This window comes from Xanthomonas sacchari (assembly GCF_024266585.1).
In the GTDB taxonomy this organism is placed as follows: Bacteria; Pseudomonadota; Gammaproteobacteria; order Xanthomonadales; family Xanthomonadaceae; genus Xanthomonas_A; species Xanthomonas_A sacchari_C.
Genome location: NZ_CP100647.1, coordinates 2,019,913 through 2,046,309, shown reverse-complemented (window position 1 = coordinate 2,046,309; position 26,397 = coordinate 2,019,913). Strand labels below are relative to the sequence as shown.

General features: G+C 70.9%; 20 protein-coding genes and 1 pseudogene. 6 read left to right on the top strand and 15 right to left on the bottom strand.

Annotated elements, in window-relative coordinates:
* Together NKJ47_RS08255 and NKJ47_RS08250 are read right to left on the bottom strand one after the other, a co-directional pair.
* The gene (locus tag NKJ47_RS08255) at window positions 1-1,485 is read right to left on the bottom strand and encodes an efflux transporter outer membrane subunit (RefSeq protein WP_254460988.1); all 1,485 of its coding nucleotides are present in this window, start codon (window positions 1,483-1,485) and stop codon (window positions 1-3) included.
* 11 nt (window positions 1,486-1,496) lie between these two features.
* Window positions 1,497-1,946, bottom strand: a complete 450-nt coding sequence (locus NKJ47_RS08250; protein WP_254460987.1) for a MarR family winged helix-turn-helix transcriptional regulator — start codon at window positions 1,944-1,946, stop codon at window positions 1,497-1,499.
* 142 nt (window positions 1,947-2,088) lie between these two features.
* Between NKJ47_RS08250 and NKJ47_RS08245 the strand changes: the two are divergent.
* Window positions 2,089-2,972 (top strand): annotated as a pseudogene (locus NKJ47_RS08245) (AraC family transcriptional regulator).
* 57 nt (window positions 2,973-3,029) lie between these two features.
* Window positions 3,030-5,273: a DNA topoisomerase IV subunit A gene (gene parC / locus NKJ47_RS08240; protein WP_254460986.1), complete on the top strand. Its 2,244-nt coding sequence runs from the start codon at window positions 3,030-3,032 to the stop codon at window positions 5,271-5,273.
* Window positions 5,274-5,329: 56 nt separating this feature from the next.
* On the opposite strand, the gene NKJ47_RS08235 is transcribed toward parC, so the two are convergent.
* Window positions 5,330-6,220 carry a helix-turn-helix transcriptional regulator gene (locus tag NKJ47_RS08235; protein ID WP_254460985.1) on the bottom strand — a complete coding sequence of 297 codons (891 nt, stop codon included), beginning with the start codon at window positions 6,218-6,220 and terminating at the stop codon, window positions 5,330-5,332.
* A 97-nt stretch (window positions 6,221-6,317) separates the two neighbouring features.
* Between NKJ47_RS08235 and NKJ47_RS08230 the strand changes: the two genes are divergently transcribed.
* Window positions 6,318-7,208 carry an SDR family oxidoreductase gene (locus tag NKJ47_RS08230; protein WP_254460984.1) on the top strand — a complete coding sequence of 297 codons (891 nt, stop codon included), beginning with the start codon at window positions 6,318-6,320 and terminating at the stop codon, window positions 7,206-7,208.
* A 72-nt stretch (window positions 7,209-7,280) separates the two neighbouring features.
* Here the strand turns inward: NKJ47_RS08230 and NKJ47_RS08225 are convergent, their stop codons facing one another.
* From NKJ47_RS08225 to bfr, 10 genes are all read right to left on the bottom strand, one after another.
* Window positions 7,281-7,985, bottom strand: a complete 705-nt coding sequence (locus tag NKJ47_RS08225) for a TetR/AcrR family transcriptional regulator (protein WP_254460983.1) — start codon at window positions 7,983-7,985, stop codon at window positions 7,281-7,283.
* A 163-nt stretch (window positions 7,986-8,148) separates the two neighbouring features.
* Window positions 8,149-9,591, bottom strand: a complete 1,443-nt coding sequence (locus NKJ47_RS08220; protein ID WP_254460982.1) for an aldehyde dehydrogenase family protein — start codon at window positions 9,589-9,591, stop codon at window positions 8,149-8,151.
* Between the two features lie 122 nt (window positions 9,592-9,713).
* A complete protein-coding gene (locus NKJ47_RS08215) occupies window positions 9,714-10,865 on the bottom strand; it encodes an MFS transporter (protein ID WP_254461377.1) in 1,152 nt (383 codons plus the stop codon).
* An 84-nt stretch (window positions 10,866-10,949) separates the two neighbouring features.
* A complete protein-coding gene (locus tag NKJ47_RS08210; RefSeq protein ID WP_254460981.1) occupies window positions 10,950-11,588 on the bottom strand; it encodes a hypothetical protein in 639 nt (212 codons plus the stop codon).
* A gap of 3 nt (window positions 11,589-11,591) precedes the next feature.
* A complete protein-coding gene (locus NKJ47_RS08205; protein ID WP_254460980.1) occupies window positions 11,592-13,040 on the bottom strand; it encodes an aspartate aminotransferase family protein in 1,449 nt (482 codons plus the stop codon).
* 49 nt (window positions 13,041-13,089) lie between these two features.
* Complete coding sequence (locus NKJ47_RS08200) at window positions 13,090-13,731, bottom strand: class II aldolase/adducin family protein (RefSeq protein ID WP_254460979.1); 642 nt, start codon at window positions 13,729-13,731, stop codon at window positions 13,090-13,092.
* Window positions 13,718-15,361, bottom strand: a complete 1,644-nt coding sequence (locus NKJ47_RS08195) for a xylulokinase (RefSeq protein ID WP_254460978.1) — start codon at window positions 15,359-15,361, stop codon at window positions 13,718-13,720. The genes NKJ47_RS08200 and NKJ47_RS08195 overlap by 14 nt, the downstream gene beginning before the upstream one ends.
* 3 nt (window positions 15,362-15,364) lie before the next feature.
* Window positions 15,365-16,258, bottom strand: coding sequence for a TorF family putative porin (locus NKJ47_RS08190; protein ID WP_254460977.1), 894 nt, complete (start codon window positions 16,256-16,258; stop codon window positions 15,365-15,367).
* A 115-nt stretch (window positions 16,259-16,373) separates the two neighbouring features.
* Window positions 16,374-16,817 carry a DUF2147 domain-containing protein gene (locus NKJ47_RS08185; RefSeq protein WP_254460976.1) on the bottom strand — a complete coding sequence of 148 codons (444 nt, stop codon included), beginning with the start codon at window positions 16,815-16,817 and terminating at the stop codon, window positions 16,374-16,376.
* Window positions 16,818-17,360: 543 nt separating this feature from the next.
* Window positions 17,361-17,852, bottom strand: a complete 492-nt coding sequence (gene bfr, locus NKJ47_RS08180) for a bacterioferritin (RefSeq protein ID WP_026143459.1) — start codon at window positions 17,850-17,852, stop codon at window positions 17,361-17,363.
* A gap of 202 nt (window positions 17,853-18,054) precedes the next feature.
* On the opposite strand from bfr, the gene NKJ47_RS08175 reads away from it, so the two are divergent.
* From NKJ47_RS08175 to NKJ47_RS08165, 3 genes are all read left to right on the top strand, one after another.
* The gene (locus NKJ47_RS08175; RefSeq protein WP_254460975.1) at window positions 18,055-20,430 is read left to right on the top strand and encodes a penicillin acylase family protein; all 2,376 of its coding nucleotides are present in this window, start codon (window positions 18,055-18,057) and stop codon (window positions 20,428-20,430) included.
* Window positions 20,431-20,518: 88 nt separating this feature from the next.
* A complete protein-coding gene (locus tag NKJ47_RS08170; protein WP_254460974.1) occupies window positions 20,519-21,565 on the top strand; it encodes a right-handed parallel beta-helix repeat-containing protein in 1,047 nt (348 codons plus the stop codon).
* A 287-nt stretch (window positions 21,566-21,852) separates the two neighbouring features.
* Window positions 21,853-22,920, top strand: a complete 1,068-nt coding sequence (locus tag NKJ47_RS08165; protein ID WP_254460973.1) for a GGDEF domain-containing protein — start codon at window positions 21,853-21,855, stop codon at window positions 22,918-22,920.
* Window positions 22,921-23,166: 246 nt separating this feature from the next.
* Here the strand turns inward: NKJ47_RS08165 and asnB are convergent, their stop codons facing one another.
* Together asnB and dapE are read right to left on the bottom strand one after the other, a co-directional pair.
* On the bottom strand, window positions 23,167-24,858 hold the full coding sequence (gene asnB / locus NKJ47_RS08160) for an asparagine synthase B (protein WP_254460972.1): 1,692 nt from the start codon (window positions 24,856-24,858) through the stop codon (window positions 23,167-23,169).
* Between the two features lie 251 nt (window positions 24,859-25,109).
* Window positions 25,110-26,240: a succinyl-diaminopimelate desuccinylase gene (gene dapE / locus NKJ47_RS08155; protein WP_254460971.1), complete on the bottom strand. Its 1,131-nt coding sequence runs from the start codon at window positions 26,238-26,240 to the stop codon at window positions 25,110-25,112.
* Between the last annotated feature and the right edge of the window lie 157 nt (window positions 26,241-26,397).

Here is a 26,397-nt window from a genome sequence, read left to right as displayed (position 1 = left end):
TCAGGAATGCGAAGGTGCGGAAGAAGAACTCGGCGCGTCGGCGGCGGAGGTGGCGTCGTAGCCGCCGCCCAGCGCCTGATTCAGGCGCACCGAGACCAGGAGCTGGTTGGATTGCAGGGAGGCCAGGCGCTGCTGCGCCTCCAGCAACTGCTGCTGCGCGCTGAGCACGTCCAGGTAGTTGCCGATGCCGGCGCGATAGCGCTGCTGCGACAGGTCGAAGGCGGCCTGCGCGGTCTCCAGCGCCTGCGCCTGCTGCTGCACCTGCTGCGCCAGCGAGCGCGCCGCGTTGACCTGGTCGGCCACCTCGCGCAGCGCCGCCACCAGGGTCTGGTTGTAGTTGGCCACCGCCAGGTCGTACTGCGCATCGCGCTCGGCCAGCTGGCTGCGCAGCCGCCCGCTGTCGAACAGCGGCAGGCTCACGCCCGGGCTGAGCAGGCCGAGCACCGACGAACTCTTGAACAGGTCGCCCGGATTGGTGGCGGCGACGCCGCCCAGCAGGGTCAGGTTGATGCTGGGATAGAACTGCGCCTTGGCCGCATGGATGCCCTGCGAGGCGGCCTCGACCCGCCAGCGCGCGGCGACCACGTCGGGGCGGCGGCCGAGCAGGTCGCTGGGCAGCACCGACGGCACCCGCGCGGCCTGCGGATCCAACAGCCGCGGCCGCCCGATCTGCAGCCCGCGGTCCGGGCCGCGCCCGAGCAGGGCCGCCAGCGCGGTGCGCGCTTCGTCGATCTGCTGCTGCGCCGCGGCCTGCTGCTGGCGCGCCGCCGGGACCCGGGCCTCGGCCTGGCGCAGTTGCAGGTTGTTGTCGATGCCGGCATCGCGGCGCTGCCGCACCAGCGCCAGGCTGTTCTCCGAGCGCGCCAGTTCGGCGCCGGCCAGGTCGTACAGATGCCAGGCGTAGCCGAGCTGCGCGTAGGCGCTCGCCACCGCGGCCGACAGGTCCAGGCGCGCGGCCTGCGCATCGACCTCGGCCGCATGCGCCTGGTCCACCGCCGCTTCCCACGCGGCGCGCTTGCCGCCCCACAGGTCGAAGCCGTAGCTGAAGTTCAGCAGCGCCTGTTCGTTGTGGAGGTACTTGCCGCCGATCTCGTCGCCAGCCAGGCCCTTGGGCAGCTGCAGGCCGGTATAGCCGGCCGACAGCGACAGCTTGGCGCCGCGGTCCGCATCGGCGGCACCGGCCTGCGCCTGCGCCAGGCGCAGCCGCGCATCGGCGGCGTCGAGGCTGGGCGTGCCCTGCAGGGCCTCGGCGATCAGCGCGTCGAGCTGCGGATCGCCCAGCGCCTTCCACCAGTCCTGCTGCGGCCACGGCGCCGGCGCCAGCGCGTCGGCGGCCAGGGTCTTGCCGATGTGCAGTTGGCGGTCGGCGTCGAGCCGGCGCCCCTGCGGTTCCAGGCCACGGCTGCTGGCACAGGCCGCCAGCGCCAGGGTGAGGGCCGCGACCGCGAACGGACGCAGGCGGGAGAGTGCGGGAGACAGGTTCATGTGGGCGGGTTTCAGGGCGAATTGAGGGAGTCGCGGACGCGGGCCAACAGCGAAAACAGGTGCTCGCGCTCCTCGGCGGACAGATCGCGCAGCGCGTCGGCGATGGCGTCGTCGCCGCGCTGCTTGAGTTGCTGCCACAGCGCGCGGCCGTCGTCGGTGAGCACGATCTGCAGCGCGCGGCGGTCCTGCGCATGCGCCTCGCGGCGCACCCAGCCCAGGTCTTCCAGCTTGTCCAGCAGGCGCGTCACCGCGCTGGGGTTCTGGTCGAGGGCCTGGGCCAGTTCGTTGGCGGTGCACGGCGACATGTAGGCCAAGGCCTTCATGCCGAGGTAGTGGCTGAAGCACAGGTCCAGTTCCAACCCGGCCATGGCGTCGTCCAGGCGCCGCATCAGGCCGTCACGCACCTGGCGCAGGAGCAGGCCGAACGAGGGCGGACCGGGCAGATTGGGAGCGCAGTTCATGGGCGCCTATTATTTTCATCTAGAAATATATGTCAAGAAAATATCCCCAAGGAAAGTAGATGCTGCGTTGCAGCGAAGGAACACTGGTGACGGTGCGCACTCTAGCGGCCGCGGCGCGTGGCCCGGTATTACAATCAGGACAATGGATATCAAAATCGGGCCAATCGCTCCCGCCCCTCCCTCCCCTGCCGTCGCCTCCGACAGCGCCCTGGACCCGCGCGCCCTGCACTGGTTCGAGCGCGCCGACGGCCCGCCCGCGCTGGCATTCATGGCGCACTCGTCGGTGTCGCTGCGGCGCGAGGTGGACTGGCACCGCCACGTGCGCGGCCAGCTGATCTACGTCGAGGAGGGCGTGCTCGGCACCTGTACCGCGCACGGCCAGTGGTCGCTGCCGCCGGGCTGCGCCGGCTGGATGCCGCCGCAGGAACTGCACACCGTGCAAGTGTCCGGGCGGGTGCGCAGCTACCTGGTGCTGATCCGCCCCGACGTCTGCGCCGACCTGCCGCCGCGGACCTGCGTGATCGGCATGAACGGCCTGTTCCGGGAACTGCTGCGGCGCATGACCCAATGGGGCGTGCCGGCGGCGCTGGACGCCGAACAGCAGCGCCTGTGTGGCGTGCTGTTGGACGAGGTGCGCAACGCTCCGGTCGAGCATCTGCACCTGCCGATGCCCCGCGACCGGCGCCTGCTGCGCATCGCCACCCAGTTGCTGGAGACCCCCGCCGACGACCGCTCGCTGGCGCAATGGCCGATTGGGCCGGCCTGTCCTCACGCAGCCTGAGCCGGCACTTCCGCGACGAGACCGGCTTCGGCTTCGCCGGCTGGCGCCAGCAGGCGCGGCTAGCCGAAGCCCTGCGCCGCCTGAGCGACGGCGCCAGCGTCGCCGACACCGCCTATCAACTCGGCTACAGCAGCTCCAGCGCCTTCGTCACCGCCTTCCGCGGCCGCTTCGGTCATCCTCCGGCTCGCTACCTGGCCAGCGCCGGCGGCACGCGCGGCTTGGCATCGCCGGCCGCATCCGGATAATCGACCGGCTGACCTGCGGCGCCTGGCGCCGCGTTCCCCTATAGGTGTTCCCTGCGCATGACCGATCTCGCCCGCCCCGCCTTCCATGGCTTCGAACAGCTGCCGCTGCGCGAATACGCCGAACGCGCCTACCTCGACTACTCCATGTACGTGGTGCTGGACCGCGCCCTGCCGTTCCTCGGCGACGGGCTCAAGCCGGTGCAGCGGCGCATCATCTACGCGATGAGCGAGCTGGGGCTCAATGCCGCGGCCAAGCCGAAGAAGTCCGCGCGCACCGTCGGCGACGTGATCGGCAAGTACCATCCGCACGGCGACAGCGCCTGCTACGAAGCGCTGGTGCTGATGGCGCAGCCGTTCTCCTACCGCTATCCGCTGATCGAGGGCCAGGGCAACTTCGGCTCCACCGACGACCCGAAGTCGTTCGCGGCGATGCGCTACACCGAGTCCAAGCTGACCCCGATCGCCGAAGTGCTGCTGGGCGAACTGGGCCAGGGCACGGTGGACTGGTCGCCGAACTTCGACGGCACCCTGGACGAGCCGACCTGGATGCCGGCGCGGCTGCCGCACCTGCTGCTCAACGGCACCACCGGCATCGCCGTGGGCATGGCCACCGACGTGCCGCCGCACAACCTCAACGAGATCGTCAGCGCGCTGATCCGCCTGCTCGACGACCCCGATGCGAGCGTCGCCGACCTGTGCGAGCACGTGCGCGGCCCCGACTACCCAACTACCGCCGAGATCATCACCCCGGCCGCCGACCTGCGCACCATTTACGAAACCGGCCATGGCAGCGTGCGCGCCCGCGCCACCTACCAGAAGGAAAACACCAACATTGTGGTGACCGCGCTGCCCTACCAGGTGTCGCCGTCCAAGGTGATCGAGCAGATCGCGCAGCAGATGCGCGCCAAGAAGCTGCCGTGGCTGGAAGACATCCGCGACGAGTCCGACCACGCCAACCCGGTGCGGGTGGTGCTGGTGCCGCGCTCCAACCGGGTCGACGCCGAGCAGCTGATGGGCCACCTGTTCGCCACCACCGACCTGGAGCGCAGCTACCGGGTCAACCTCAACGTGATCGGCCTGGACGGCCGCCCGCAGGTCAAGAACCTCAAGACCCTGCTGGAGGAATGGCTGCGCTTCCGCAGCGACACCGTGGTGCGCCGCCTCAACCATCGGCTGGAGAAGGTCGAGCGCCGCCTGCACCTGTTGGAAGGCCTGCTGACCGCGTTCCTCAACCTGGACGAAGTGATCCGCATCATCCGTAGCGAGGACGAGCCGAAGCCGGCGCTGATCGCGCGCTTCGCGCTCAGCGAGGAACAGGCCGACTACATCCTGGAAACCCGCCTGCGCCAACTGGCGCGGCTGGAAGAGATGAAGATCCGCGGCGAGCAGGACGCGCTGGCCAAGGAACGCGAGCAGTTGCAGGCGGTGCTGGCCAGCAAGACCAAGCTGAAGAAGCTGATCAAGGACGAACTGATGGCCGACGCCAAGAAGTTCGGCGATGCGCGGCGTTCGCCGCTGGTGCAGCGCGACGCGGCCCAGGCCATCGACGAGACCGAGCTGGTGCCGAGCGAGCCGATGACCGTGGTGATGTCGGAGAAGGGCTGGATCCGCGCGGCCAAGGGCCACGACGTGGACCCAGCGGCGCTGTCCTATCGCGACGGCGACAGCCTGCTGGCGGCGGTGCGCGGGCGCAGCACCCAGCAGGTGGCGTTCCTGGATTCGGAAGGCCGCGCCTACTCGACCCTGATCCACACCCTGCCCTCGGCGCGCGGCAATGGCGAGCCGCTGACCGGACGCTTCTCGCCCGCGGCCGGCGCGTCGTTCCAGGCCATCGCCAGCGGCGAGCACGACAGTCGCCTGGTGCTGGCGTCCTCGCACGGCTACGGCTTCGTCACCCGCTTCGAGAACCTGACCAGCCGCAACAAGGCCGGCAAGGCCATGCTCAACCTGACCCCGAACGCCAAGGTGCTGCCGCCGGCCCCGGTGAGCGGCGCCGGCAGCGACCGCATCGTCGCGGTCACCAGCGCCGGCCACCTGCTGGCGTTCCCGGTCGCCGACCTACCCGAGCTGGACAAGGGCAAGGGCAACAAGATCATCGACATCCCCAAGGCCAAGCTCAGCACCGAACGGGTGGTGGCGATCGCCGCGGTGGCGCCGGGCAACACGCTGCTGGTCAAGAGCGGCCAGCGCACCATGTCGCTGTCGTTCAAGGACCTGGACGCCTACCTGGGCGCCCGCGCCAGCCGCGGCGGGCTGCTGCCGCGCGGCTGGCAGAAGGTCGACGATCTGGCGGTTGAGTAAGCCGCCGCGCAGGCAAGAGCCCAGAGGACGGCGCGACAGCGTGCGCGCCGCTTATCCTAAGTCGTGTCGCCAAGTCGCACGGATGCCGGCGCCGCATCGATCCGCGCGCCATCGGCCGTACCATGCACGGCCGCCAGCGCGCGAATCCGTGCGGCTACGCCGGCATCGACGGGCGTGTAGACGATCATGCCCAGGTCCGGCCGGCCGTCCACGGCGAAGGCCGAGTACTCCAGCGCGATCTCGCCTAGCAGCGGATGCCTGAGACGCTTTTCGCCATCGCCCTCGCCGTGGCTCAACACCTCGTGGTCGTGCCACAGGGCCGCGAACTCGGCGCTGCGCGCGCACAGTTCGGTCACCAGGGCCGCCGCGTCCGACGCGATGCCCGCACGCACCACGTCGGCACGAAACGCGCCCACCACGAAGCGCGCCACCCTCGCCCAATCGTGCTGCTTGGCGCGCGTGGCGGGATGACAGAACAGGAAGCGCAGGATGTTGCGCTCGCCGACGGGGAGCTGGCCGTAGTCGGTCAGCACCACCGCCGCCGCGCGATTCCAGGCCACCACGTCCCAGGTCGGGGTCTTGACGATGGCCGGGCTCGTTTCCAGCGCATCGAGGACGCGCTGCAGCCGCGGGTCGACCCCCGCCACCACACGGTAACGCACCTCCGGCCGGCGCCCCAGCGCGACCATGAACAAGTGGTCGCGTTCGGCCTCGGTCAGCAGCAGCGCGCCGGCGATGCGCTCCAGCACCTGCGCCGACGGCGCGCCCCCGCGCCCTTGTTCCAGCCAGGTGTACCAGGTCGGGCTGATGTTGGCGCGCTGCGCGACTTCCTCGCGGCGCAGGCCCGGTGTGCGCCGACGGCCGGAGAAGCCGAAGCTGGCAGGATCGAGCCGGGTCCGCCGGCTGCGCAGGAAGTCGCCCAGGGAATTGGCCGGATCGGAATGCATGGCAAGCCTGTTAGTCGCTTTACTACGATGACGTCACTACTTTAACGGGATATGCCGATGCCGGAGAGTGGTCCGCACTGACACGACGGAGTGCACCATGCGTATCTTTCTGACGGGCGCGACCGGTTTCATCGGTTCGGCCCTGGTTCCCGAACTGCTCCAGGCCGGCCATCGCGTGCTCGGCATGACCCGATCGGAGGCCGGATCGCAGGCGCTGCGCGCGGCCGGCGCCGAGGTCCACCACGGCACGCTCGAGGATCCGGACAGTCTGGCGCGTGGCGCCGCCCAGGCCGATGCCGTGATCCACGCGGCGTTCGACCATGATTTCAGCAACTTCGCCGCCAACTGCGAGAAGGACGGACGCGCGATCGCGGCCCTCGGCGCGGCGCTGCGGGGTTCCGATCGCCCGCTGCTGATCACCTCGGGCACCGGCGTGGGCAGCGGCGAACACGGCGAGCCGGCCAGCGAGGACGTGTTCAACGCCACCCACCCGAATCCGCGCATCGCCTCCGAGCAGGCCGGCAACGCGTTGCTCGAGGCCGGCGTCAATGTCTCGGTGCTGCGGCTGCCGCAGGTCCATACCCCGTATCGGCAAGGGCTGGTAACCCCGCTGGTGGCGATCGCGCGCGACAAGGGCGTGGTCGCCTATGTCGGCGACGGCCGCAACCGCTGGCCGGCCGGCCACCTGTCCGACGTGGTGCGGCTGTACCGTCTTGCGATCGAGAGGGCGCAGCCGGGCGCGCGTTATCACGCGGTGGGCGAGGAAGGCATCCGCAGCCGCGAGATCGCCGAGGCGTTGGGGCGCGGTCTGAAGTTGCCGGTAGTGTCGATCGCGCCCGGCGAGGCGGCCGCGCATTTCGGCTGGATGGCGATGTTCGTGCAACTCGACATGCCGGCCTCGAGCGCGCTGACCCAGGCCAGGCTCGGCTGGACGCCGACCGGCCCGACGCTGATCGCGGATCTCGATGCAGGCAAGTTCGCCGCCTAGTCGCGCGGTCGGGGCGGCACGTGCAGCGTCCTGCGGGTACCGCGCCTTGTCTGCGGACGCTTCGCTGCTGCCTCAGGCGGCGTCTGTCGACGCCTGCTTCGCGCTGTCATCCGCCGCCGCTCCGTCGCGCAGCTGCTCGATATGGCTGGCGATCATCGCCGCCACCGTATCGGCCACCGCGCGGGCGCTCAGGCGGGTGTCGAACAGCAACTCCACGGTCGCATAGATCAGGTCGACCACGATGCGGCTGACCAGCCGCAGCTGGCGCGGATCGGCGTCGGGGAAGGCCTCGCTGAGGAAGCGCACCTGGCCCTTGGTGACCTGCGCGTGCGACTCCAGCCGCACCTGCTGCAGCGCCGGCACCGCACGTAGCGCGCGCAGCACCCACACCCCGCCCTCGGTTGCCTTGGTGACGCGGTAGGTATCCAGCACCAGCCCGGCCAGCGCACGCTGCAGTTCCTCGCGCGTGCCGCTCATCGCCGACAGGGTGATCCACTTGGGGATGAGCTGGTTCTGCCGCTCCATCAGCCGCCGGCCCAGTTCCGACAGCAGCGCGTACTTGTTGGGGAAGTAGCGGTACAACGCCGGTGGCGTCAGCCCGGCACGCGCGCACACCAGGTTGGTGGACAGCCGCTCCACACCGACGTCCCCGAGCAGTTGCGCGGTGACCGAGAGGATCTGTTCGTAGGTCTCGGTGGCGCGATGCTGGGCCGGCACCTTGTTCCCGGTCAGGCGCGGGCGGTGCGGTGCGGAGGGACGCGGCGTGTCGGCGGGCATGGGATCTCGATGGTGGTGAAGCGGCAGGCGCCGCGGTGGCGGCACTACGCCAGCCTCACGGCACGCATCGCCGCGGCAATGGTGCGCGGACTACGCCGCAACGTCGTTGCACGCGCCGACATCGCATCTTACCGCGCCCGCACCTGACACACCGTAGCGTCGCTCAGCGTCGTGCCAGCCACGCGCTGAGGCCGGCCGCCAATCGTTGTTGCAACCTGGTGTACGGAGGAAAGAACGCCTTGACGATCGGCAGGCGCCCGCCCTGCAGCAACGCGCGCTCGTGCGAGAAGGCGCGGAAGCCGTGCACGCCGTGCGCGCTGCCGAACCCCGAAGCGCCAACGCCGCCGAACGGCAAACCGCTGTGCACGAACTGCTGCAGGCAATGGTTGACCACCGCGCTGCCGGAACTGGTGCGCGCCAGCACCCGCGCCACGCCGGCGCGGTCGCGGCTCCACAGGTACAGCGCCAGCGGCTTGGGCGCGGCATCGAGCCGATCCAGCACCTCGTCCAGGCGCGCGAACTCGACCACCGGCAGCACCGGGCCGAAGATCTCTTCCTGCGCGATCCGCGCCTGCGCCGGCACCTGGCCCAGCAGCGTCGGCGCCACGTAGCGCCGCGCCGCGTCGTGCTCGCCACCGGCCAGCAGCTGCGCGCCGCCGGCGCGCGCCTCGTCGATCAGGACGGCCACGCGCGCGGCATGCGCCGGATGAATCATGCGCGCCAGGTGCGGGCTGGCGGCGACCGCCTGCGCATCGGCACCGTAGCGCTGCGCCAACAGGGCGCGGCAGTGGTCGAGCAGACGCGCGCTGACATCGCGATGCACGAACAAGGTATCCGGGGCGATGCAGGTCTGTCCGGCATTGACCAGCTTGGCCCAGACGATCACCTCGGCGGCGCGGCGCAGGTCGGCGCTGCGGTCGACGATGACCGGCGACTTGCCGCCCAGCTCCAGCGTCACCGGGGTCAACTGCCGCGCCGCCGCGGCCATCACCTGCCGGCCCACCGACGCCGAGCCGGTGAAGAACACATGGTCGAACGGACACGCCAGCAAGGCCTGCGCGGTCGCCGCGCCGCCCTGCACCAGCGCCACCTCCTCCGGCGCGAACGCTTCCTCCAGCACCGCATGCAGCACCGCGTTGACCTGCGGCGTGAATTCGGACGGCTTGATCAGCGCGGTGTTGCCGGCGGCCAGCGCCGACACCAGCGGCCCCAGCACGGTGGCCACCGGATAGTTCCAGGGCCCGATGATCAGGCAGCGGCCCTTGGGTTGGAACGCGATGCGCGCGCGCGTGCCCAGGGCCAGCAGGGTCGGCGCGACCTTGCGCGGCCGCATCCAGCGCGGCAGCTGCGCGATGGCGGTGGCGATCTCGTCGACCACCGGCAGCAGCTCGGTCAGTTCCACTTCCAGTGCGGGCTTGGCGAAATCGGCGGCGAAGGCGGCGATCAACGCCTGCCGCCGCGCCAGCAACGCATCGCGCAACGCACGCAGATGTGCGCGCCGCGCGTTTGCCGAGGAGCCGCGCCAGGCCAGCGCGGTGGCCTGCTGCGCGGCGAACAGCGCCGCGATCGTCTCCGGCGCAGTGTCCTGCACGGGCTCAGGCGACATCGCACTTCTCCTGCGTGTGGAGCGTCGGCCGCCAGCCTGCGTGTGGCAGTGCCCTGCCCTGCGCCACGCGGCGCAGGCCGCCCTGCGCCGCGGCGGCGACCAGCGCGCAGGAGCGGCCGCCATTACCCGGCATGCGAGCCCGCCTGCACGACGGCCGGGTGGCGCTGCCGCCGGCCGATCCACAGCGCCAGCAAGGCCGCGGCCAGCGCGAAGCCCAGCCCGACCAGCGGCACCGGCGCCGGATCGTCTGCGTGCAGCAGCAGCGACGCCAGCAACGGTCCGCACGCCGATCCGATCAACTGCGCGGCCGGCACCAGCACCGCCACCCGCCCCTGCGCATCGGCGCGCAGCGCCAGGCCGACATGGAACGGCATCAGGAACATCCAGGCGAAGCCGAACGCCACGCACACCGCCGCGAAACCCGGTGCCGGATGCCCGGGAACCCGGTACATCGCCGCAGCCACCAGGCACAACGCGACGCTGCCCAGGGTCAGCGTCGCCGTCACCGACAACCGGCGCACCCAGTAGATCGCCGCCAGCCCGCCGACGATCTGCATGCCCAACACCCACGAGGTCTGCAGCTGCGCCGCATGCGCATCCAGCCCGGCGCGCAGCGCCAGCGGCTCCAGGTAGGCCCACAGCGCGCCGATCGCCGCCATCTGCAGGAACGCCACCAGCAGCGGCGCCAGCGTCGCCGGCGACCAGCGCAGCCGGGCGGTGGCGCTCGCCGCGCACGGGACACCGGCCGCCGCGGCCAGGCTTGCCGGCGCCGGCAGGGCCGCCGCCAGCGGCAACACCAGCAGGCAGGTCGCGGCCATGGCGGCGAAGCCGCCCTTCCAGCCGGCCGCCGGCAACACCCACAGCGCCAGCGCCGCCGCCAGCGCGATCTGCGCCAGCGCCTGCAACACCATGAACACCGCGGTGATCCGGTCCGGGGCGGCCGCGCGCACGATGCTGACCGTGGCCACCCACACCAGCAGGCCCTCGGCCAGGCCGGCGGCCGCGCGCAGCGCGACGAAGGCCGCATCGCCCTGCGTCTGCAGCGTGGCCAGGTTCAGCAGCGCGGCCAGCAGCGCCGCCACGATCGCGGTGCGTCGCTGCCAGGACACCGGCAGCAGCGCATCGCCCAGCGCCACGCCGATGCCCAGGGCGATGATCTCGCCCATCGCCACCACGCCCACCCCGGGCAGGGTGATCAGGCGCTGCTCGACCAGCGCGCCGAGCACGATCGGCTGCACGCCGAGGATCAGCAGCGCGATCGCGCCGATCGACAAGGCCGCGGCGAGCGGACGCGCCGCCTGCACGGCCGCCGGCGGCATGGACGATGGGGACGGCATGGCGGTCATCGCAGCGCTTCCTCAATACCCGGTACTTTCGGCCGGCAGTTCGCCTGCGGCAAACGCCGCGGCGGCCCGCGTCTGGTCCTTGCGCAAGCGCCCGTTGGCGATGCGCCGGACCCACCATGGCAGTTCCCGCACCTGCCCGCCGGTGGCCGCGGCAAGCACATAGGCCTTGGCGCATTTTTCGAACAGTTCCAGGTTCAGCGCCAACCGCTGCGCACTGCTCCCCAGGCACAGCGGGCGCCCGCCCAGCAGCAGGGCGTTGCCGATCTGCGGCGGCCCGCTGGTCAACCGGTCCGCAGCCGCCAGCGGCGCCGGCATCGGCCCGATGTGCCGGGCCTGCTCGTCGAACACCTGCGGCAGCACGCCGCCGACATCGGCCAGACGATGGCCGAACGCGCCCGCCGACCAGGCGCTGGCGCCGACATCGGGACGCCGCAGGTACACCTGCGCGTGCACCTGCGCCGACGCCGGCAACGCCGGGTCGCGCCAGTCCAGCCACTGCGGCCGCTCCGCATCGAGCGCGCCGCAGCACATCGCCGTGCTGCCCGGGCAGCGCAGCGAAAGCGCTGCCGCGTCGTCGCCGAGCAGGCGCTTGGTCGCGAGCCGCTCGCGGGTGTGCCGCCACAGTGCTTCGATCTGCGAGACGGTGGGCATGCGCTACACCAGCTTGAACACGTCGTCGAAGCGGTTCAGCGCCTCGTCGACCACCGCATCGGTATCGGCGCGGCTGGTGTAGAGGCGGCTGCCGGCCAGGGTGATCAGCCCGTGCGCGGAATACGCCGCGCCCATCTCCTCCATCATGTGCTTGCGCTGCTTGGCCTCGTTGCGCACGCGCCACAGCTTGTACAGGTTGCCGGTGTCCAGCAGCAGCACGCCGGAGGTCTGCAGGTGCACGATCGAGCCCATGTTGTAGACCACGTACGGCAGGCCGAGACGGCGGATGATCGTCTCCAGCCCCTGGCGCAGGCGATCGCCGGCGCGGCCGGCCTTGCCGGCGGCATCGCTGCGCTGCGCCTCCAGCAAGGCGTGGTAGCCGGCCACGCAGGACAGCGGATTGGCCGACAGCGTGCCGCCGACGAAGGCGCGCCGCGCGGTGGTGCCGATGCCGCCGACCAGGCTCATCATCACCTCGCGGCGGCCGCCGATCGCCCCGGCCATCGGATAGCCGCCGGCCAGGCATTTGCCGAGCACGGTGATGTCCGGCATCACCCCGAAGTAGCCCTGTGCACCGCCCGGGCCGAGCCGGAAGCCGGTGACCACTTCGTCGAAGATCAGCAGCGCGCCGAACTCGTCGCACAACGTGCGCACCTGCCGGTTGTAGTCGTGGTGCACCGGCCGCGTGCCGCTCTCCGGCCCCAGCGGCTCCACCAGCACCGCCGCGGTACCGCCGCGCAGGCGATTGAACTGCAGCTTGCGGCGCAGCGCATCCAGATCGTTGGGATGGCATTCCTGGGTATAGGCGGTGGCACCGCGCGGGATGCCGATCGCCTCCATGCGCCCGGTGCCCGGCAGGCGCATGCCGTACACCAACTGGTCGCTCCAGCCGTGGTAAGCGCCGCCGATCTTGATGATCCATTTCTTGCGGGTGTGGGTGCGGGCCAGGCGCACCGCGCCCATCACCGCCTCGGTGCCGGAGCCGAGCAGGCGCAGCATCTCCACCGCCGGCATGCTGGCGCAGACCAGTTCGGCAAGCTTGACCTCGTACTCGTGCAGCAGGCCGGTCACCGGGCCGCACTGGTCCAGCACCGCCTGCACGTGCTCGCGCAGCTCCGGCGGATTGGACCCGAGCAGGGTCGGGCCGCCGGCCTGCAGGAAGTCGATGTAGCGGTTGCCGTCCACGTCGGTCAGGTACGCGCCCTCGGCGCTGTGCATGGCCAGCGGGAACGGATGGTTGAACGCCAGGTTGTGCTGCACGCCGCCGGGGATCACCTGCTTGGCCGCCTCGCCCAGGCGCCTGGAACCCTGGCAGCGCTCGTCGAAGTAGCGCATCACCTTGGCCATGCCGGCGGCGCCGATCGGCCGCATCGGCTGGTTCACCAACGCGTGGAAGCGTGCGTACAACTGGTCCACATCGGGCCATTGCGAAATGGCGGGGGTCTGGCTCATGGTCGGTGCCGGGCTCGGGGGAACTGAAACGGAAAGGGCGTGCATGCGCTCAGGCCTCCAGGGCAGTCAGAACGGCGCGCAACGGCGCGGCCAGGCCGGTGTCGTGCAGGGCGCGGCGGCGGATGCGGCGTGTCAGGTGTTCGCGCGCCACCTGCTCCAGCGCATCGACCGCCGCCACCGCCTGCTCCAGGCTGCGGCCGCAGCACAGCACGCCGTGGTTGCGCATCAGATAGGCATTGCGCGATGGGCGCAGTTGCCGCGCCAGCAGCCAGGCCAACAGCCCGGTGCCGGACGGGAAGTAGCCGACCATCGGCACGCTGTGGCCGATCGCCACCTGCAACGCCGGGTCCTCCACCGGCAGCGCCGCACCGAGCAGCGCGCAGGCGCTGGCCACCGGCTGATGGGTGTGGATGCTGCAGGCCATGTCGGGCCGGCGGCGCAGCACCTGCGCATGCAGCCCGGTCTCCACCGACGGCGTGGCGGCGCCATCCAGTTGCCGCAGGTCGGCCAGGCGCACCACGCAGATGTCCTCGGCACGCATCGCCAGGTAGTCGGTGGCCGACGGCGTCACCGCGAAGCGCTCGGCATCCAGACGCAGCGCGACGTTGCCGCCGGTGCCGGCCAGATAGCCGCGTCGCGACAACTCCACACACAGCGCGACCACGCGTGCGCGTTGTTCATGCGCAAACATGCTGGGAAACCTCCGGCACGCACTCGGGAAGGGGATTCATGCGCCGGTAGATCGGCGCCAGGGTACGCTGCAACTCGCGGAACGTCGCATAGCGGTCGTCGTACAGCGCGCGCGTGGCCGCAGACGGTTCGTACACCCGGCGCGCACGTTGCAGCGCCGGCAGGTCGGCGAAGCGCAGCCGGCCCAGGCCCACACCGGCGATGAAGGTGGCGCCGATCGCATTGGCCTGGATCGGGTTGTGCAGTTGCCGGATCGGCTGGCCGCTGACATCGGCGATGATCTGGCACCACAGGTCCGACTGCGCGCCGCCGCCGACCGCGGCGATCACGCCGGGATCGCGGCCGAGCAGGCGCGCGAACGGCTCCATCATCCAGCGCGTGTTCAAGGCCACGCCTTCCATGAAGGCACGGATGATGTCCTCGCGGGTGTGCATCAGCGACAGGTTGACCAGCCCGGCGCGCAGGCTGTGGTCCTCCACCGGGGTGCGCTCGCCGAACAGCCACGGCATGTACAGCAGGCCGTTGGCGCCCGCCGGCACCCGCGCGGCGATGACGTTGAGCACCTCGTACACGTCCGGGCGTTCTTCGTCGCGCAGCAATTCGTCGGGATGGAACAGGATGCGGTCGCGTAGGAACGACAGGTTGGCGCCGGCGGTGGACTGCAGCGCGGTGGCCAGATAGCGCCCGCTCACCGCGCACGGCACCGCGGCGATGTTGCTGAACACGTCGGTCTTCATCCGCGGCACGTGCGCGCCCAGCCACGACGAGGTGCCCAGGTACAGATGCGCGGCGTAGTCCTCGACCGCCGCGGCCACCGCCACCGCCGAGTTGTCGATGGCGCCGGCGACCACCCGGGTCTGCGGCGACAGACCCAGCTGCGCCGCCACCTGCGGCAGCAGCGGCCCCAGCACCTCGGTGGAGGCCACCAGGTCCGGCAGCTTGTCGCGTTCGATGCCGAGCAGGCGCAGCAAGCCGTCGTCGTAGCGGATCCGCATCGGGTCGCGGTTGTCGGTGACCCAGGTGGTGAGCACCGAATCGGCGGTGGCGCAGAAGCGCCCGGTCAGGCGCAGGTTGAGATAGTCCAGCGCGTTGAGGAACTTGTGCGTGCGCTGGTAGCGCTGCGGTTCGTGGTCGCGCAGGTAGGCGATGTGGCCGGCGCAATCCTTGCCGCTGCCGGCCGGCGCACCGCCGCTCAGGCGCAGCCAGCGCAGCAACTTCAGTGGCGCATAGCCGCGCAGGTTGAGCCAGCGTCCGCGCAGGCGCCGCGCGATCGCCGCCTGCCCGCGCATGTCCAGCCACAGCATCGCGTTGCCCAGCGCGCGGCCGTCGCGGTCCACGCACACGGTGCACTCGCCCTGGGTCGAACAGCACACCGCGGTCACCCGCCGGCGCAGCGCCTCGCCGCCCTGCAGCACCGCCGCGGCGGTGACCAGTAGCGCGTTCCACCAGTCGCGCGGATCCTGCTCGGCGCAGACCCCGTGCACGTGCAGCGGCACCGGCTCGAACGCCCAGGCGATCACCTGGCCGTCCAGGGTGACCAGCGCGCACTTGCAGCCGGAGGTGCCCAGGTCCACCGCCAGCACCAGCGGCTGGTCGCCGCCACGGTCGGCATCGAGCAGTTCGCTACGCATGGCTCAGAACGTGTAGCCGACCGAGGCCACCAGGGTGTCGCCGTCGGTCTTGCGGATGCGCGCACCGTCCTGCACCCAGTACAGTTCGTGCGCGTTGACCCGGGTGCTGACCCAGTCCAGGTTCCAGTCCAGGCCCCAGTGCTTGTGGGTGACGCCGATCTGGTAGTCGGCGAAGCTGCCCTCGCTGAAGTTGCGCAGTTTCTGGTAGCCGGCGTGCAGGCGCAGCGTGGTCGATGGCAGCAGCGACGGCAGCAGCGGGGTCTGGTAGTTCAGATCGCCCAGCAAGGTGCCGCGCGAGTCGTGGTCGCCGCGGGCGAAGCAGCGCAGCGCCGCGCTCGGGTCGGCGGCGAACTGCAGGATCTGCGCGCACACCCCGCCGGTGTCGGCACCGCGGTAGGTCTTGGAGAACACGTACAGCACGCGGCCCTCGACCGCGCCGTAGCCGAGTTCGAGCACGCCGAAATTGCTGTCGTAGTCGGTGCGGCGGATGTCCTCCGGCGTGCCGGTCTGCAGGTCGATCCGGTGCGGGGCCAGGAAGCTGGCGCCGGGGAAGCGTTCGGTGGCCAGGCCGATGCCGGCATGCCAGGCATCGGGGTTGCCGAAGCGGTAGCCGGCCGCGGCGGTGATGCCCAGACCGTCGCCGTCGAGGAACTGCTTCTTGCTGACCTTGGCCACCTCCAGCAGCGCGACGAAGCCGCTGGCGTGCACGAACTGAGTGGTCCACTTCAGCGACGGGCGCATCAGCGAGTCGGACACGCCGCGCGTGCGCTGCTCGCTCATCAGCTTGAGCTGGTTCTGGAACTGGTAGTCGACCGTGCCATCGGTGTCGGCCTGCTGGGCGTGGGCCTGGGCGCAGCACGCGCCGTGCAGGGCCAGTGCGCCCGCGAGGGTCGCCATGAAGCGGACTGCAGTCATCTCGATCTCCCCTGGTTCGCTGAGGAAGGTGGGACGCGCGGCGGCCGGCGGCGGCCCCGCACGTCGATGGCGCCGGCGCATTGCGCGCGGCGGGTGACTACTTGGCGCAGACCGGCGTGCTGGGCAGCGCCTGCACGCGGGTGAAGCGTTCGGTCTCGCCGAGCACCTCCACGCCGACGAAGGCGCGCAGGTCCAGCGACCTGCCGCTGGCGCGCAGCGTGGCCTTGTAGCGCTTGCCGCTGCGCGGATCGAAGGCCCAGCCGTCGCGCCAGGTGTCGCCGTCCTCGCGCGCCAGGCGCGCGATCTGCACGCCGCAGGTATCGCTGGCGGTACCGGCGTCCTTGTCCCAGACGATGCGCCCGCACAAGGCGGTGGCCGCATCCGTGCACGGTGCGAACGCCACCACCGCGTCCTTGGCCGCGGTCAGCCACAGCCCCTGCGCCGAGGCCGGTGCGGCGCATGCCGTGGCCGGCACCAGCGTCGCTCCCGCGACGAGCACACCCACCGCGCCGTACCGCTTGATTCCCGGACTCGCCTGCATCGAATGCCCCCTCGCCATCGCGCAATCAGGTAGTGAAAACTACCGTATAGCGATCGCTACCGTTTTGCAAGCGCCGCGTACATGTCGCGCATGGCGTGCCTCGCCAGGCGCGCAAGCATCTGGATTCGAAGGAATTTCGCGAACAGCGCAGTGCGCGCACCGGCCGATCTCTGCGGCATCGCAGCAGCCGCTGGCAAGCACGGCGATCGGCATTGGCTCGCTGCGCAGCGATGGCAGCGCGCCGCAGAGGCGCCAATACCTCAGCCGCACCATCCAGCGCTGCCGCCACGCGCGCGCGGCCGAACGCGGTCGGCTATGTCAGGAAGAAGGAACAACGGTTCGGCATCCGCTGCCGCCGGGAGGCGGCGGCCTCGATGACAGGCAGCGCCGCGCGCGAAGGGCGGCCGTGCCGATGCGGTCAGGCGAAAAATGCGGCGACAGGCGCGTACGCCCTGTCGCCCACGGCCGGCAATGCGCAGCCGCGGTGGCGGGGACACCCCCGCCCAGCGATGACGCCTCCCGCCTGCGCGGGAGGCGCGCGGATCAGGCGTCCTTGCCGGACACGTGCCCGTCGATCTTCGAGGTCTGGTACAGCGCCATGCCGATGCGCTTGATCAGGCCAAGCTGCTGTTCCAGCCACCAGGCATGGTCTTCCTCGGTGTCGCGCAACTGCGCCAGCAGCACGTCGCGGCTGACGTAGTCGCCATGCTGTTCGCACAGCTTCATGCCCGCGGCCAGATTGGCGCGCACTTCGTACTCGACCTTCAGATCCTTCTCCAGCATCTCCTCGACCGTGCGCCCGGGCTCGAACGCATGCGGGCGCATGTCCGGGTCGCCTTCCAGGAACAGGATGCGTCGCAGCAGCGCATCGGCGTGCTCGGTTTCCTCTTCCATTTCGTGGTTGATGCGTTCGTACAGCGCCAGCAGGCCCTGGTCCTCGTAACGCCGCGAGTGGATGAAATACTGGTCGCGCGCGGCCAGTTCGCCGCGCAACAGTTCCTTGAGGCATTGCACAACGTCGGGGTGTCCCTTCATGGGGCGGGCTCCGTGGGGTCGACTGAGGGCGCCATAGTGCCCGATGCCGCCGCGCCGCGTTCCAATCGGAATCATTCACATCCCGAGTCGCAGGCGCGCGATGCGTGACCCCGCGCACAGCGCATCGCACCCACACGGGAACGACACGCAGTCGCGTCTAGAATCGGGAGCGTACCCACCGGAGAGAGACGATGCGCGGTCGATGGAAACGCCTGTGCTGCTGGGCACGCTGCTGCTGGCGGTGGCCTTGGCGCTGGGCGTCTGGCTGCTGCTGCGCGGCAGCCTGGCCACGCTCGACGGCAATGCCCCGCTGCAAGGCCTGCGGGCGCCAGTGAGCATCCAGCGCGACGCGCTGGGCGTGGTCACCATCGAGGCAGCCGACGAGGCAGATGCGATGCGCGCGCTCGGCTACGTGCATGCGCAGGAGCGCTTCTTCGAAATGGACCTGCTGCGCCGCGCCGCCGCCGGCGAACTGTCCGAGCTGGTCGGCCCGCACGCGCTGGGCGTGGACAAGGCGCGGCGTGCGCATCGCCTGCGCGCCCGCAGCAGCGCGCAGCTGGCCGCCTTCGCCGGCACGCACGCGGCGACGCTGCAGGCCTACAGCGCCGGCGTCAACCAGGGCCTGCACGCGCTGCGGGTGCGGCCGTGGCCGTATCTGCTGCTGTTCGCCACGCCGCGCGACTGGCAGCCGGTGGATTCGGCGCTGGCCGGCCAGGCGATGTACTTCGACCTGCAGGGCCAGCAGCTCGAGCGCAAGCTGGCGCTGTACCGCCTGCAGCAGCGCTTGCCGGCGCCGCTGTACGCGCTGCTGCGCCACGAGGGCAGCAGTTGGGACGCGGCCCTGGACGGCAGCGTGCGCGGCGACGCGGCGCTGCCCGCTGCCGCCCAGGTCGATCTGCGGCGCCTGGCGGACGCGCCCGCGCGCGCCGCTGCGGACGCGGTGGCCACTACCGCGCCCGGCAGCAACAACTGGGCCATCGCCGGCAGCCGCACCGCCGACGGCCGCGCCATCGTCGCCAACGACATGCACCTGGCGCTGCGCGCGCCCAGCCTGTGGTTCCGGGTGCGCCTGCGCTATGCCAATGCGCAGGCCCCCGGCGGCCGCGTGGACGTGTCCGGCTTCTCGCTGCCGGGCCTGCCGGCGGTGATCGTCGGCAGCAACGGTCACATCGCCTGGGGCTTCACCAACAGCTATGCCGATACCGCCGACTGGTACCGGCTCACGCCCTGCGCGGCGACGCCGCAGCCCGGCTGCACGCCGGTGAGCGTGCACCGCGAACGGATCCGGGTCTCTGGCGCCGCCGACACCGTGCTGCAGGTGGAGGACACCGCCTACGGCCCGATCCTGCAGCACGAGGCGGACGGCAGCGCGCTGGCGCTGCGCTGGGCCGCGCAGTTGCCGGGCGCGCTGAACCTGGGCCTGGCCGACTTCGCCCGCACCGACACGCTGGGCAGCGCCTTCGCCCGCGCGCAAGACATCGCCACGCCGGCGCAGAACCTGGTGTTGGCCGACCGCGACGGCCACATCGGCTGGCGCGTGCTCGGCCCGCTGCCGCTGCGCGGCCCGCATTGCGCGGCCGACGCGGTGATGCACGACGTGCGCGCGACGGTGCCGGCGGATGTCCGCTGCGCGCCGTGGCCGCTGTCCACCACCCGATCGCCGCAGCGCATCGATCCTGCCGACGGGCAACTGTGGACCGCCAACGCCCGCGTGGTCGGCGGCGCAGAGCTGGCGCCGATCGGCGACGGCGGCTACGCGCTGGGTGCGCGCGCGCGGCAGATCCGCGACGACCTGCGCCTGCACCCGCGCTTGAACGAACAGCAGTTGCTGGCGATCCAGCTCGATGACCGCGCGCTGTTCCTGCAGCGCTGGTGGGCGCTGCTGCAGCAACGCGACGCCGGCGCGGCCACGCCAGCGCTGCACGCGGTGGCGCAGGCAGCCGCGCATTGGGAAGGCCGCGCCAGCACCGGCTCGGTGAGCTACACCCTGGTGCGGGCGTGGCGTCTGGCGGTGCTGACCCGGATCCGCGACGGACTGATCGCACCGGCCCGCGCCGGATCCGGCGACGACACCGCGCCACCGCCGCTGCCGCAACTGGAAGGCGTGGCCTGGCCGCTGCTGCAGCAACAGCCGCTGCACCTGTTGCCGCGTCGCTACGGCAGCTGGCAGGCGCTGCTGGAAGACGCCGCCGCCGAGGTGCGCACACGACTGCAGGCCGATGGCCCGCTGGACACACGCCGCTGGGGCCTGGAAAACCGCGCGGCGATCTGCCATCCGCTGGCGCAGGGCCTGCCGGGGCCGCTGCGCGGCTGGCTGTGCATGCCGGCCACGCCGCTGCCCGGCGACGACGACATGCCGCGGGTGCAGCGCCCGGCCTTCGGCGCCTCCGAACGCATGGTGGTGGCGCCGGGCCACGAGGCCGACGGCATCGTGCACATGCCCGGCGGCCAGAGCGGCCACCCGCTGTCGCCGTTCTGGGGCGCCGGTCACGCCGACTGGGTGCAGGGGCGCGCCACAAAGTTCCTGCCCGGCCCGACCCGGTACACGCTGACATTAAGGCCGCCCGCACCACAATGACCTGGTCCCGGTCCCGTGCCGGCGCCTGTCTCCATGCTGCGCCGGCCGGCTCCGCCTCCCCCTCCCCCACAGCCGAGTCCGCCTACCGATGAAGCGCCCTCCCCTGCTCACCCTGTTGCTGCCGCTCGCCGCGGCCGTGTCGTTCTCCGCCTGTGCCACGCCGGCCGCCAACGCACCCGCTGCCGCTTCCGACTGCAGCGTACGCGCCGAACCCGGCGACGATCTGCAGGCCGCGATCGACCGTGTCCCCAACGACGGCAAGCCCGCCACCGTGTGCCTGAGCGCCGGCGAATTCCAGGTCGGCAAGCTGCTGTCGATCCAGCGCGACGGCCTGCGCCTGCGCGGCCAGGGCGACAGCACGGTGCTGCGCATGCGCGACCACGTGCAGCAACCCACCATCGTCATCGGCGACTACCAGAACGAGCGCCCGATACGGCCGATCCGCGACGTGCGCGTGGAGCAGTTGCAGATCATCGGCGGCACCATCGACAAGGAGTTCATGCCCGAGCGTCCGTACCTGAGCAACAGCCTGGTGGTGGTGCGCAACGGCCAGAACATCCAGCTGACCCACCTGCGGGTGAGCAAGTGCCGCAGCGCCTGCCTGCTCAGCGAATTCGACAGCCGCGACCTGCTGATCGCGCACAACGACGTCTCCGGCGCGATCTGGGACGGGGTGTCGTTCAACCGCACCGCCAAGGTCAAGCTGATCGACAACGTGATCCACGACAACGTCGCCGCCGGCATCACCACCGAGCACCTGGAAGACAGCGAGATCCGCGACAACCGCCTGGAGCGCAACGGCAGCCAGGGCGTGTACCTGGCCGACGCGCGGCGCAACCTGTTCGCCGGCAACCAGTTCATCGACAACAAGGGCGCCGGGATCTACCTGACCTGCTCGATCCGCCAGCGCACGCCGCAGATCCTGTGCTGGGACAACAGCATGAGCCAGGACAACACCTTCGAGAACAACACCTTCCGCGGCAATCCCTACACCTACACCATCGGCGTGGACAGCGCGGCCAACTGCACCGGCAAGGACTTCCGCCCCAACCTGTGGCGCAAGAACAACCAGGCCGATGCCTCGGGCATCGACATCCAGCCCGAACGCTACGGCCACTGCGTGCGCTTCGAGTAAGCGCACGGCACTGCGCGCGTCCGGCCGCCGCGCCATCCCGGACGCGCGGCGATGGACGCCAGGCCAACCCTGCACGGCCCCGCGGCACGCTTCCGCCCCGGGGCGTAGCGATGCATCCGGGTCCTGCGCGCGGCGCCGCCGACCACCCGCCCCCCTGTCGGACGCGCTAAAGCTCCACCTGCGGCGGCCGCTAATCGGTGACGACGCCCCAGCGTCCGACGGATATCGCGCTGGGCCACCGCACCGGCCGTGCCACGCAGACGCTGCAGCGCTCCAAGGGAACGCAGATGACCTACCAAAACCACATCCGCCGCGTGCTTCGCCGGCCGATCCTGGCGCTGCAAGGCCTGGTGATGCTGGCGTGGCCATTATCGTTGCTGTGCAACCCGTGGCTGCAAGCGCCATTGGACCTGCGCTACGCGCTTGTCTTCGCCGCCCTGCTCGGCACCAGCGCGATCATGAGCCTGACCAAGCGCTTCTGGCAGTGGCGGCTGTTCGGCTTCCTGTTCATGCTCGCAACCTGCGCAGCGCTCCGGCTCGAGTTGCACGACATGGGCGCCGCCAGTCTGGACTGGACGCTGCCGGTCGCGGTGACCCTGTGCCTTGGACAGAGCATCGTGTTCAGCTACTCCCGCGACTATCTGCTGGCAATGGCCGCCACCTGGACGATCCTGCTCGGCTGGCAGGACGCACTGGTGACCTCGTCCGCCGACCTGCCACTGCTGGTCATCCTGGTGGCGGCGGTGACCATGATCGGCTTCACCCTCAACCGTACCTTCGTCACCGCCATGCGCACCACGCATGCGCTCAAGGAAGGTTACCGGCGTCTTGCCGAGACCGATGCGCTGACCGGCATTCCCAACCGGCGCGCGCTGATGGCCGACCTGCAGACCGCGGCGAGCACGCCGCAACTGCTGCAGTTCGCCATGCTGGACATCGATGACTTCAAGCAGATCAACGACCGGCATGGCCATCATGTCGGCGATGCGGTGCTGCAGGCGCTGGCGACGGAACTGCTGCGGCTGGATCCGCGCTGCCGTGTCGGCCGCCTCGGCGGCGAGGAATTCGGCCTGCTGTTCGAAGGCCTGTCGCAGGCCAAGGCCAACGAACTGCTGCAGCGGCTGCTGCAGCGGGTCCGCGGTTTGGAGGTGGTCGGCGTGCGCTTCGCATTCAGTGCCGGCCTGGCGTCGCTGCCGCCAGGTGGCGAGGTGTCCGACCTGCTCGCGCGCGCCGACCGCGCGCTGTACGCGGCCAAGGGCAGCGGCAAGAGCGCGATCCGGCTCGACACGGCGCCCGCCACCGCACCGGCACCCGCCGCCGGCGATGCCGCGATCCCGTCGACGAGCGCGGGATGAGCCGTGCGGGCCGCTACAGCAGACGCAGACCCAGCCCGCTCATCAGCACCGCACTGAACCGGTCCAGCGACCGCCGCGCGCGCATCCACAAGCGCCGCGCGCCGGGTGGACAGCACCCCGGCCACCAGCGCGAATCAGGCCGCGCGCGAACCCCCGGCGGCCAGCCGCGCCACCGGCTAGAAGCTCGCGCCGGGACTGATCTCCCCAGCGTCAGCATCCCGGCGATCGCCAGCAGGCTGGCGCCGGTCATGCCAACGCTTGCGCGTGCACCCCGGCCACCGCGCGGCCGGAGGGATCGGCCATCGCCGCGAAGCTGGCGTCCCAGGCGATCGCCGCCGGCGAGGAGCAGGCGATCGACTTGCCGCCGGGCACGGTCTCGGCCGCAGCCGGGGTCGGGAACGCGCGCTCGAACAGGCTGCGGTAGTAATAGGCTTCCTTGGTCTGCGGCGGGTTCACCGGGAAGCGCTTGTCGGCCGCGGCCAGTTCGCGGTCGCTGACCTGCGCTTCGGCATGCGCCTTCAGTCCGTCGATCCAGCCGTAGCCGACGCCATCGCTGAACTGCTCCTTCTGCCGCCACAGGATCGACTCGGGCAGGTAGCCCTCGAAGGCTTCGCGCAGCACCGCCTTCTCGATGCGCTTGCTGCCGTCGGCGCGGGTGCCGGCCATCTTGTACTGGGCGTCCATGCGCATGGCCACGTCCAGGAACTCCACGTCCAGGAACGGTACGCGCGGCTCCACGCCCCAGGCCATCATCGACTTGTTGGCGCGCAGGCAATCGTAGTTGTAGAGGGCGTCGAGCTTGCGGATCAGCTCCTCGTGGAATTCGCGCGCGTTCGGCGCCTTGTGGAAGTACAGGTAGCCGCCGAAGATCTCGTCGCTGCCTTCGCCGGACAGCACCATCTTCACCCCCATCGCCTTGATCCGCCGCGCCAGCAGGAACATCGGCGTGGAGGCGCGGATGGTGGTGACGTCGTAGGTCTCGATGTGCCGAATCACCTCCGGCAGCGCGTCCAGGCCTTCCTCGAAGGTGTATTCGAAACCGTGGTGCACGGTGCCCAGCGCCTCGGCCGCGATCGCCGCGGCGGCCAGGTCCGGCGAGCCCTTCAGGCCGATCGCGAACGAGTGCAGGCGCGGCCACCAGGCCTCGGCCTCGTCGTTCTCCTCGATGCGCTTGCGCGCGAAGCGCGCCGCCACCGCCGCCACCAGCGACGAATCCAGCCCGCCGGAGAGCAGCACGCCGTACGGCACGTCGGTCATCAGTTGGCGATGCACGGCGCGCTCGAAGGCCTCGCGCAGTTCCTGCTTGCTCACCTCCACGCCCTGCACCGCCGCGTAGTCGCGCCATGGCTTGCGGTAGTACTGCACGAGCTCGCCGCTGGCGCTGTCGTAGTAATGGCCGGGCGGGAACTGGGCGACGTCGGCGCAGCTGTCGGCCAGCGATTTCATCTCCGAGGCCACGCGCAGCCGGCCCTGCGTGTCATGGCCCCAGTACAGCGGGCACACGCCCATCGGATCGCGCGCGATCAGCACGCGGCCGGCGGCCTTGTCCCACAGCGCGAAGGCGAAGATGCCGTTGAGCCGGTTCAGCAGCGCGTCCGGCGTGGTTTCGCGGTACAGCGCGTTGATCACCTCGCAGTCCGAGCCGGTCTGGAAGGCGTAGGGCTGGGCGAGTTGCTTCTTCAGTTCGCGGTGGTTGTAGATCTCGCCGTTGACCGCCAGCGCCAGTTGCCCATCGTCCGACAGCAGCGGCTGCGAACCGCCGGCCGGATCGACGATGGCCAGGCGCTCGTGCACCAGGATCGCGCCGTCGTCGACATACACGCCGCTCCAGTCCGGGCCGCGGTGGCGCTGCCGCTGCGAGCAGTCCAGCGCCTGCCGTCGCAGGGCCTGCAGGTCGTCGCCCGGTTGCAGGCCGAAGATGCCGAAGATCGAACACATGGGAAAGCTCCTGATCGTGGGGTGGTGATGGCGAAGGGGCACGCACGCAGACACAAAAAAACCCGCATCGGCCGATGCGGGTTTTCTGGTGGCTGGGCGTGGTGGTTCTGGTAGCGCCTAGTCGCAGACCCGCATCGGCCGCGCACGATTATTCGCCAGCGCATGATTGCGGCCGTTGGCGGTGGTCGAGCGGAGGGCGGACAGCGAGTGCATGGAGCGAACGTAACCCGGCGCGCGGGCCGGCGCAACTGTTACCGCAGCAACCGTTCGATCAGGCGCAGGTACAGGTCCGGCAGCGCCTCCAGGTCGGCCACGCGCACATGTTCGTCGACCTGGTGGATGCTGGCGTTGACCGGGCCGACCTCGATGCATTGCGCGCCCAGCGGGGCGATGAAACGCGCATCGGAGGTGCCGCCGCCGGTGCTCTCCTCCGGCGGCGCACCGGCGACCTCGCCCAGCACCTCGCGCGCCACCCGCCGCAGCGTGCCTTCCGGGGTGTAGAACGGCTCGCCGCTGCGGTGCCAGCGCAGCTCGTAGTCCAGGCCATGACGATCGAACAGCGCGGCGATCTCCGCCTCCAGCCGCGGCGCATCCCAGTGCGGGGTGTAGCGCAGGTTGAAGGCGACCTGCAGTTCGCCGGGGATCACGTTGTTGGCGCCGGTGCCGGCGTGCACGTTGGAGATCTGCAGGCTGGTCGGCGGGAAGCTTTCGTAACCGTCGTCCCAGTGCCGCGCGACCAGCTCGGCCAGCGCCGGCGCGGCCAGGTGGATCGGGTTGCGCGCCTTGTGCGGATAGGCCACATGGCCCTGCACGCCGCGCACGCGCAGCGCGCCGGAAAGGCTGCCGCGACGGCCGACCCGCAGCAGGTCGCCGAGCCGTTCGGTGGACGACGGTTCGCCGGTGAGGCACCAGTCGATGCGCTCGCCGCGCTCGGCGAACATGCGCGCCACGTGGCGCACGCCATCGATCGCATCGCCCTCCTCGTCGCTGGTCAGCAACACCGCCAGCGTGCCAGGGTGCTGCGGATGCGCCGCCACGAACCGCTCGGCGGCGACCACGAAGGCGGCCACGCTGCCCTTCATGTCGGCCGCGCCGCGCCCGTACAGCACGCCGTCGCGAACCTGCGGCGCGAACGGATCGCTGGCCCAGGCTTCGCGCGGCCCCGGCGGCACCACGTCGGTATGGCCGAGCAGGGCCAGCACCGGGCCGTCGCCGCCGCGGTGGGTGGCCCAGAGATTGTCGACCTGGCCGCAGCGTAGCCGCTCGATGGCGAAACCGGCGCGCGCCAGCCGCTGCGCGATCAGCTCCTGGCAACCGGCATCGTCGGGGGTGACCGACGGGCGGGCGATCAGGTCGCAGGCGAGTTCAAGGACATCGGACATGCAGGGACACCGTTTGGAAGGCGGAAGACGCAATGCTGCGGACGCTGCGCCGTGGCCTGCAGACCGCGCGAGCGGTCGCCACGTGCACGCTGACGGCGCAGCGGGAACCGCAGTGTACGAGGGCGGGATAGCGATGCCGAGCACCCTGCCTGCCCGC

What these genes read in the sequence shown, in the direction of transcription:
- NKJ47_RS08235 (WP_254460985.1), bottom strand. Translation starts at nt 6,220, where the DNA reads ATGCATTCCGATCCGGCCAATTCCCTGGGCGACTTCCTGCGCAGCCGG.
- NKJ47_RS08210 (WP_254460981.1), bottom strand. Translation starts at nt 11,588, where the DNA reads ATGCCCACCGTCTCGCAGATCGAAGCACTGTGGCGGCACACCCGCGAG.
- NKJ47_RS08205 (WP_254460980.1), bottom strand. Translation starts at nt 13,040, where the DNA reads ATGAGCCAGACCCCCGCCATTTCGCAATGGCCCGATGTGGACCAGTTG.
- NKJ47_RS08190 (WP_254460977.1), bottom strand. Translation starts at nt 16,258, where the DNA reads ATGGCGACCCTCGCGGGCGCACTGGCCCTGCACGGCGCGTGCTGCGCC.
- NKJ47_RS08255 (WP_254460988.1), bottom strand. Translation starts at nt 1,485, where the DNA reads ATGAACCTGTCTCCCGCACTCTCCCGCCTGCGTCCGTTCGCGGTCGCG.
- NKJ47_RS08250 (WP_254460987.1), bottom strand. Translation starts at nt 1,946, where the DNA reads ATGAACTGCGCTCCCAATCTGCCCGGTCCGCCCTCGTTCGGCCTGCTC.
- NKJ47_RS08220 (WP_254460982.1), bottom strand. Translation starts at nt 9,591, where the DNA reads ATGTCGCCTGAGCCCGTGCAGGACACTGCGCCGGAGACGATCGCGGCG.
- NKJ47_RS08165 (WP_254460973.1), top strand. Translation starts at nt 21,853, where the DNA reads ATGACCTACCAAAACCACATCCGCCGCGTGCTTCGCCGGCCGATCCTG.
- NKJ47_RS08175 (WP_254460975.1), top strand. Translation starts at nt 18,055, where the DNA reads ATGGAAACGCCTGTGCTGCTGGGCACGCTGCTGCTGGCGGTGGCCTTG.
- NKJ47_RS08195 (WP_254460978.1), bottom strand. Translation starts at nt 15,361, where the DNA reads ATGCGTAGCGAACTGCTCGATGCCGACCGTGGCGGCGACCAGCCGCTG.
- NKJ47_RS08225 (WP_254460983.1), bottom strand. Translation starts at nt 7,985, where the DNA reads ATGCCCGCCGACACGCCGCGTCCCTCCGCACCGCACCGCCCGCGCCTG.
- asnB (WP_254460972.1), bottom strand. Translation starts at nt 24,858, where the DNA reads ATGTGTTCGATCTTCGGCATCTTCGGCCTGCAACCGGGCGACGACCTG.
- NKJ47_RS08185 (WP_254460976.1), bottom strand. Translation starts at nt 16,817, where the DNA reads ATGCAGGCGAGTCCGGGAATCAAGCGGTACGGCGCGGTGGGTGTGCTC.
- parC (WP_254460986.1), top strand. Translation starts at nt 3,030, where the DNA reads ATGACCGATCTCGCCCGCCCCGCCTTCCATGGCTTCGAACAGCTGCCG.
- bfr (WP_026143459.1), bottom strand. Translation starts at nt 17,852, where the DNA reads ATGAAGGGACACCCCGACGTTGTGCAATGCCTCAAGGAACTGTTGCGC.
- dapE (WP_254460971.1), bottom strand. Translation starts at nt 26,240, where the DNA reads ATGTCCGATGTCCTTGAACTCGCCTGCGACCTGATCGCCCGCCCGTCG.
- NKJ47_RS08170 (WP_254460974.1), top strand. Translation starts at nt 20,519, where the DNA reads ATGAAGCGCCCTCCCCTGCTCACCCTGTTGCTGCCGCTCGCCGCGGCC.
- NKJ47_RS08230 (WP_254460984.1), top strand. Translation starts at nt 6,318, where the DNA reads ATGCGTATCTTTCTGACGGGCGCGACCGGTTTCATCGGTTCGGCCCTG.
- NKJ47_RS08200 (WP_254460979.1), bottom strand. Translation starts at nt 13,731, where the DNA reads ATGTTTGCGCATGAACAACGCGCACGCGTGGTCGCGCTGTGTGTGGAG.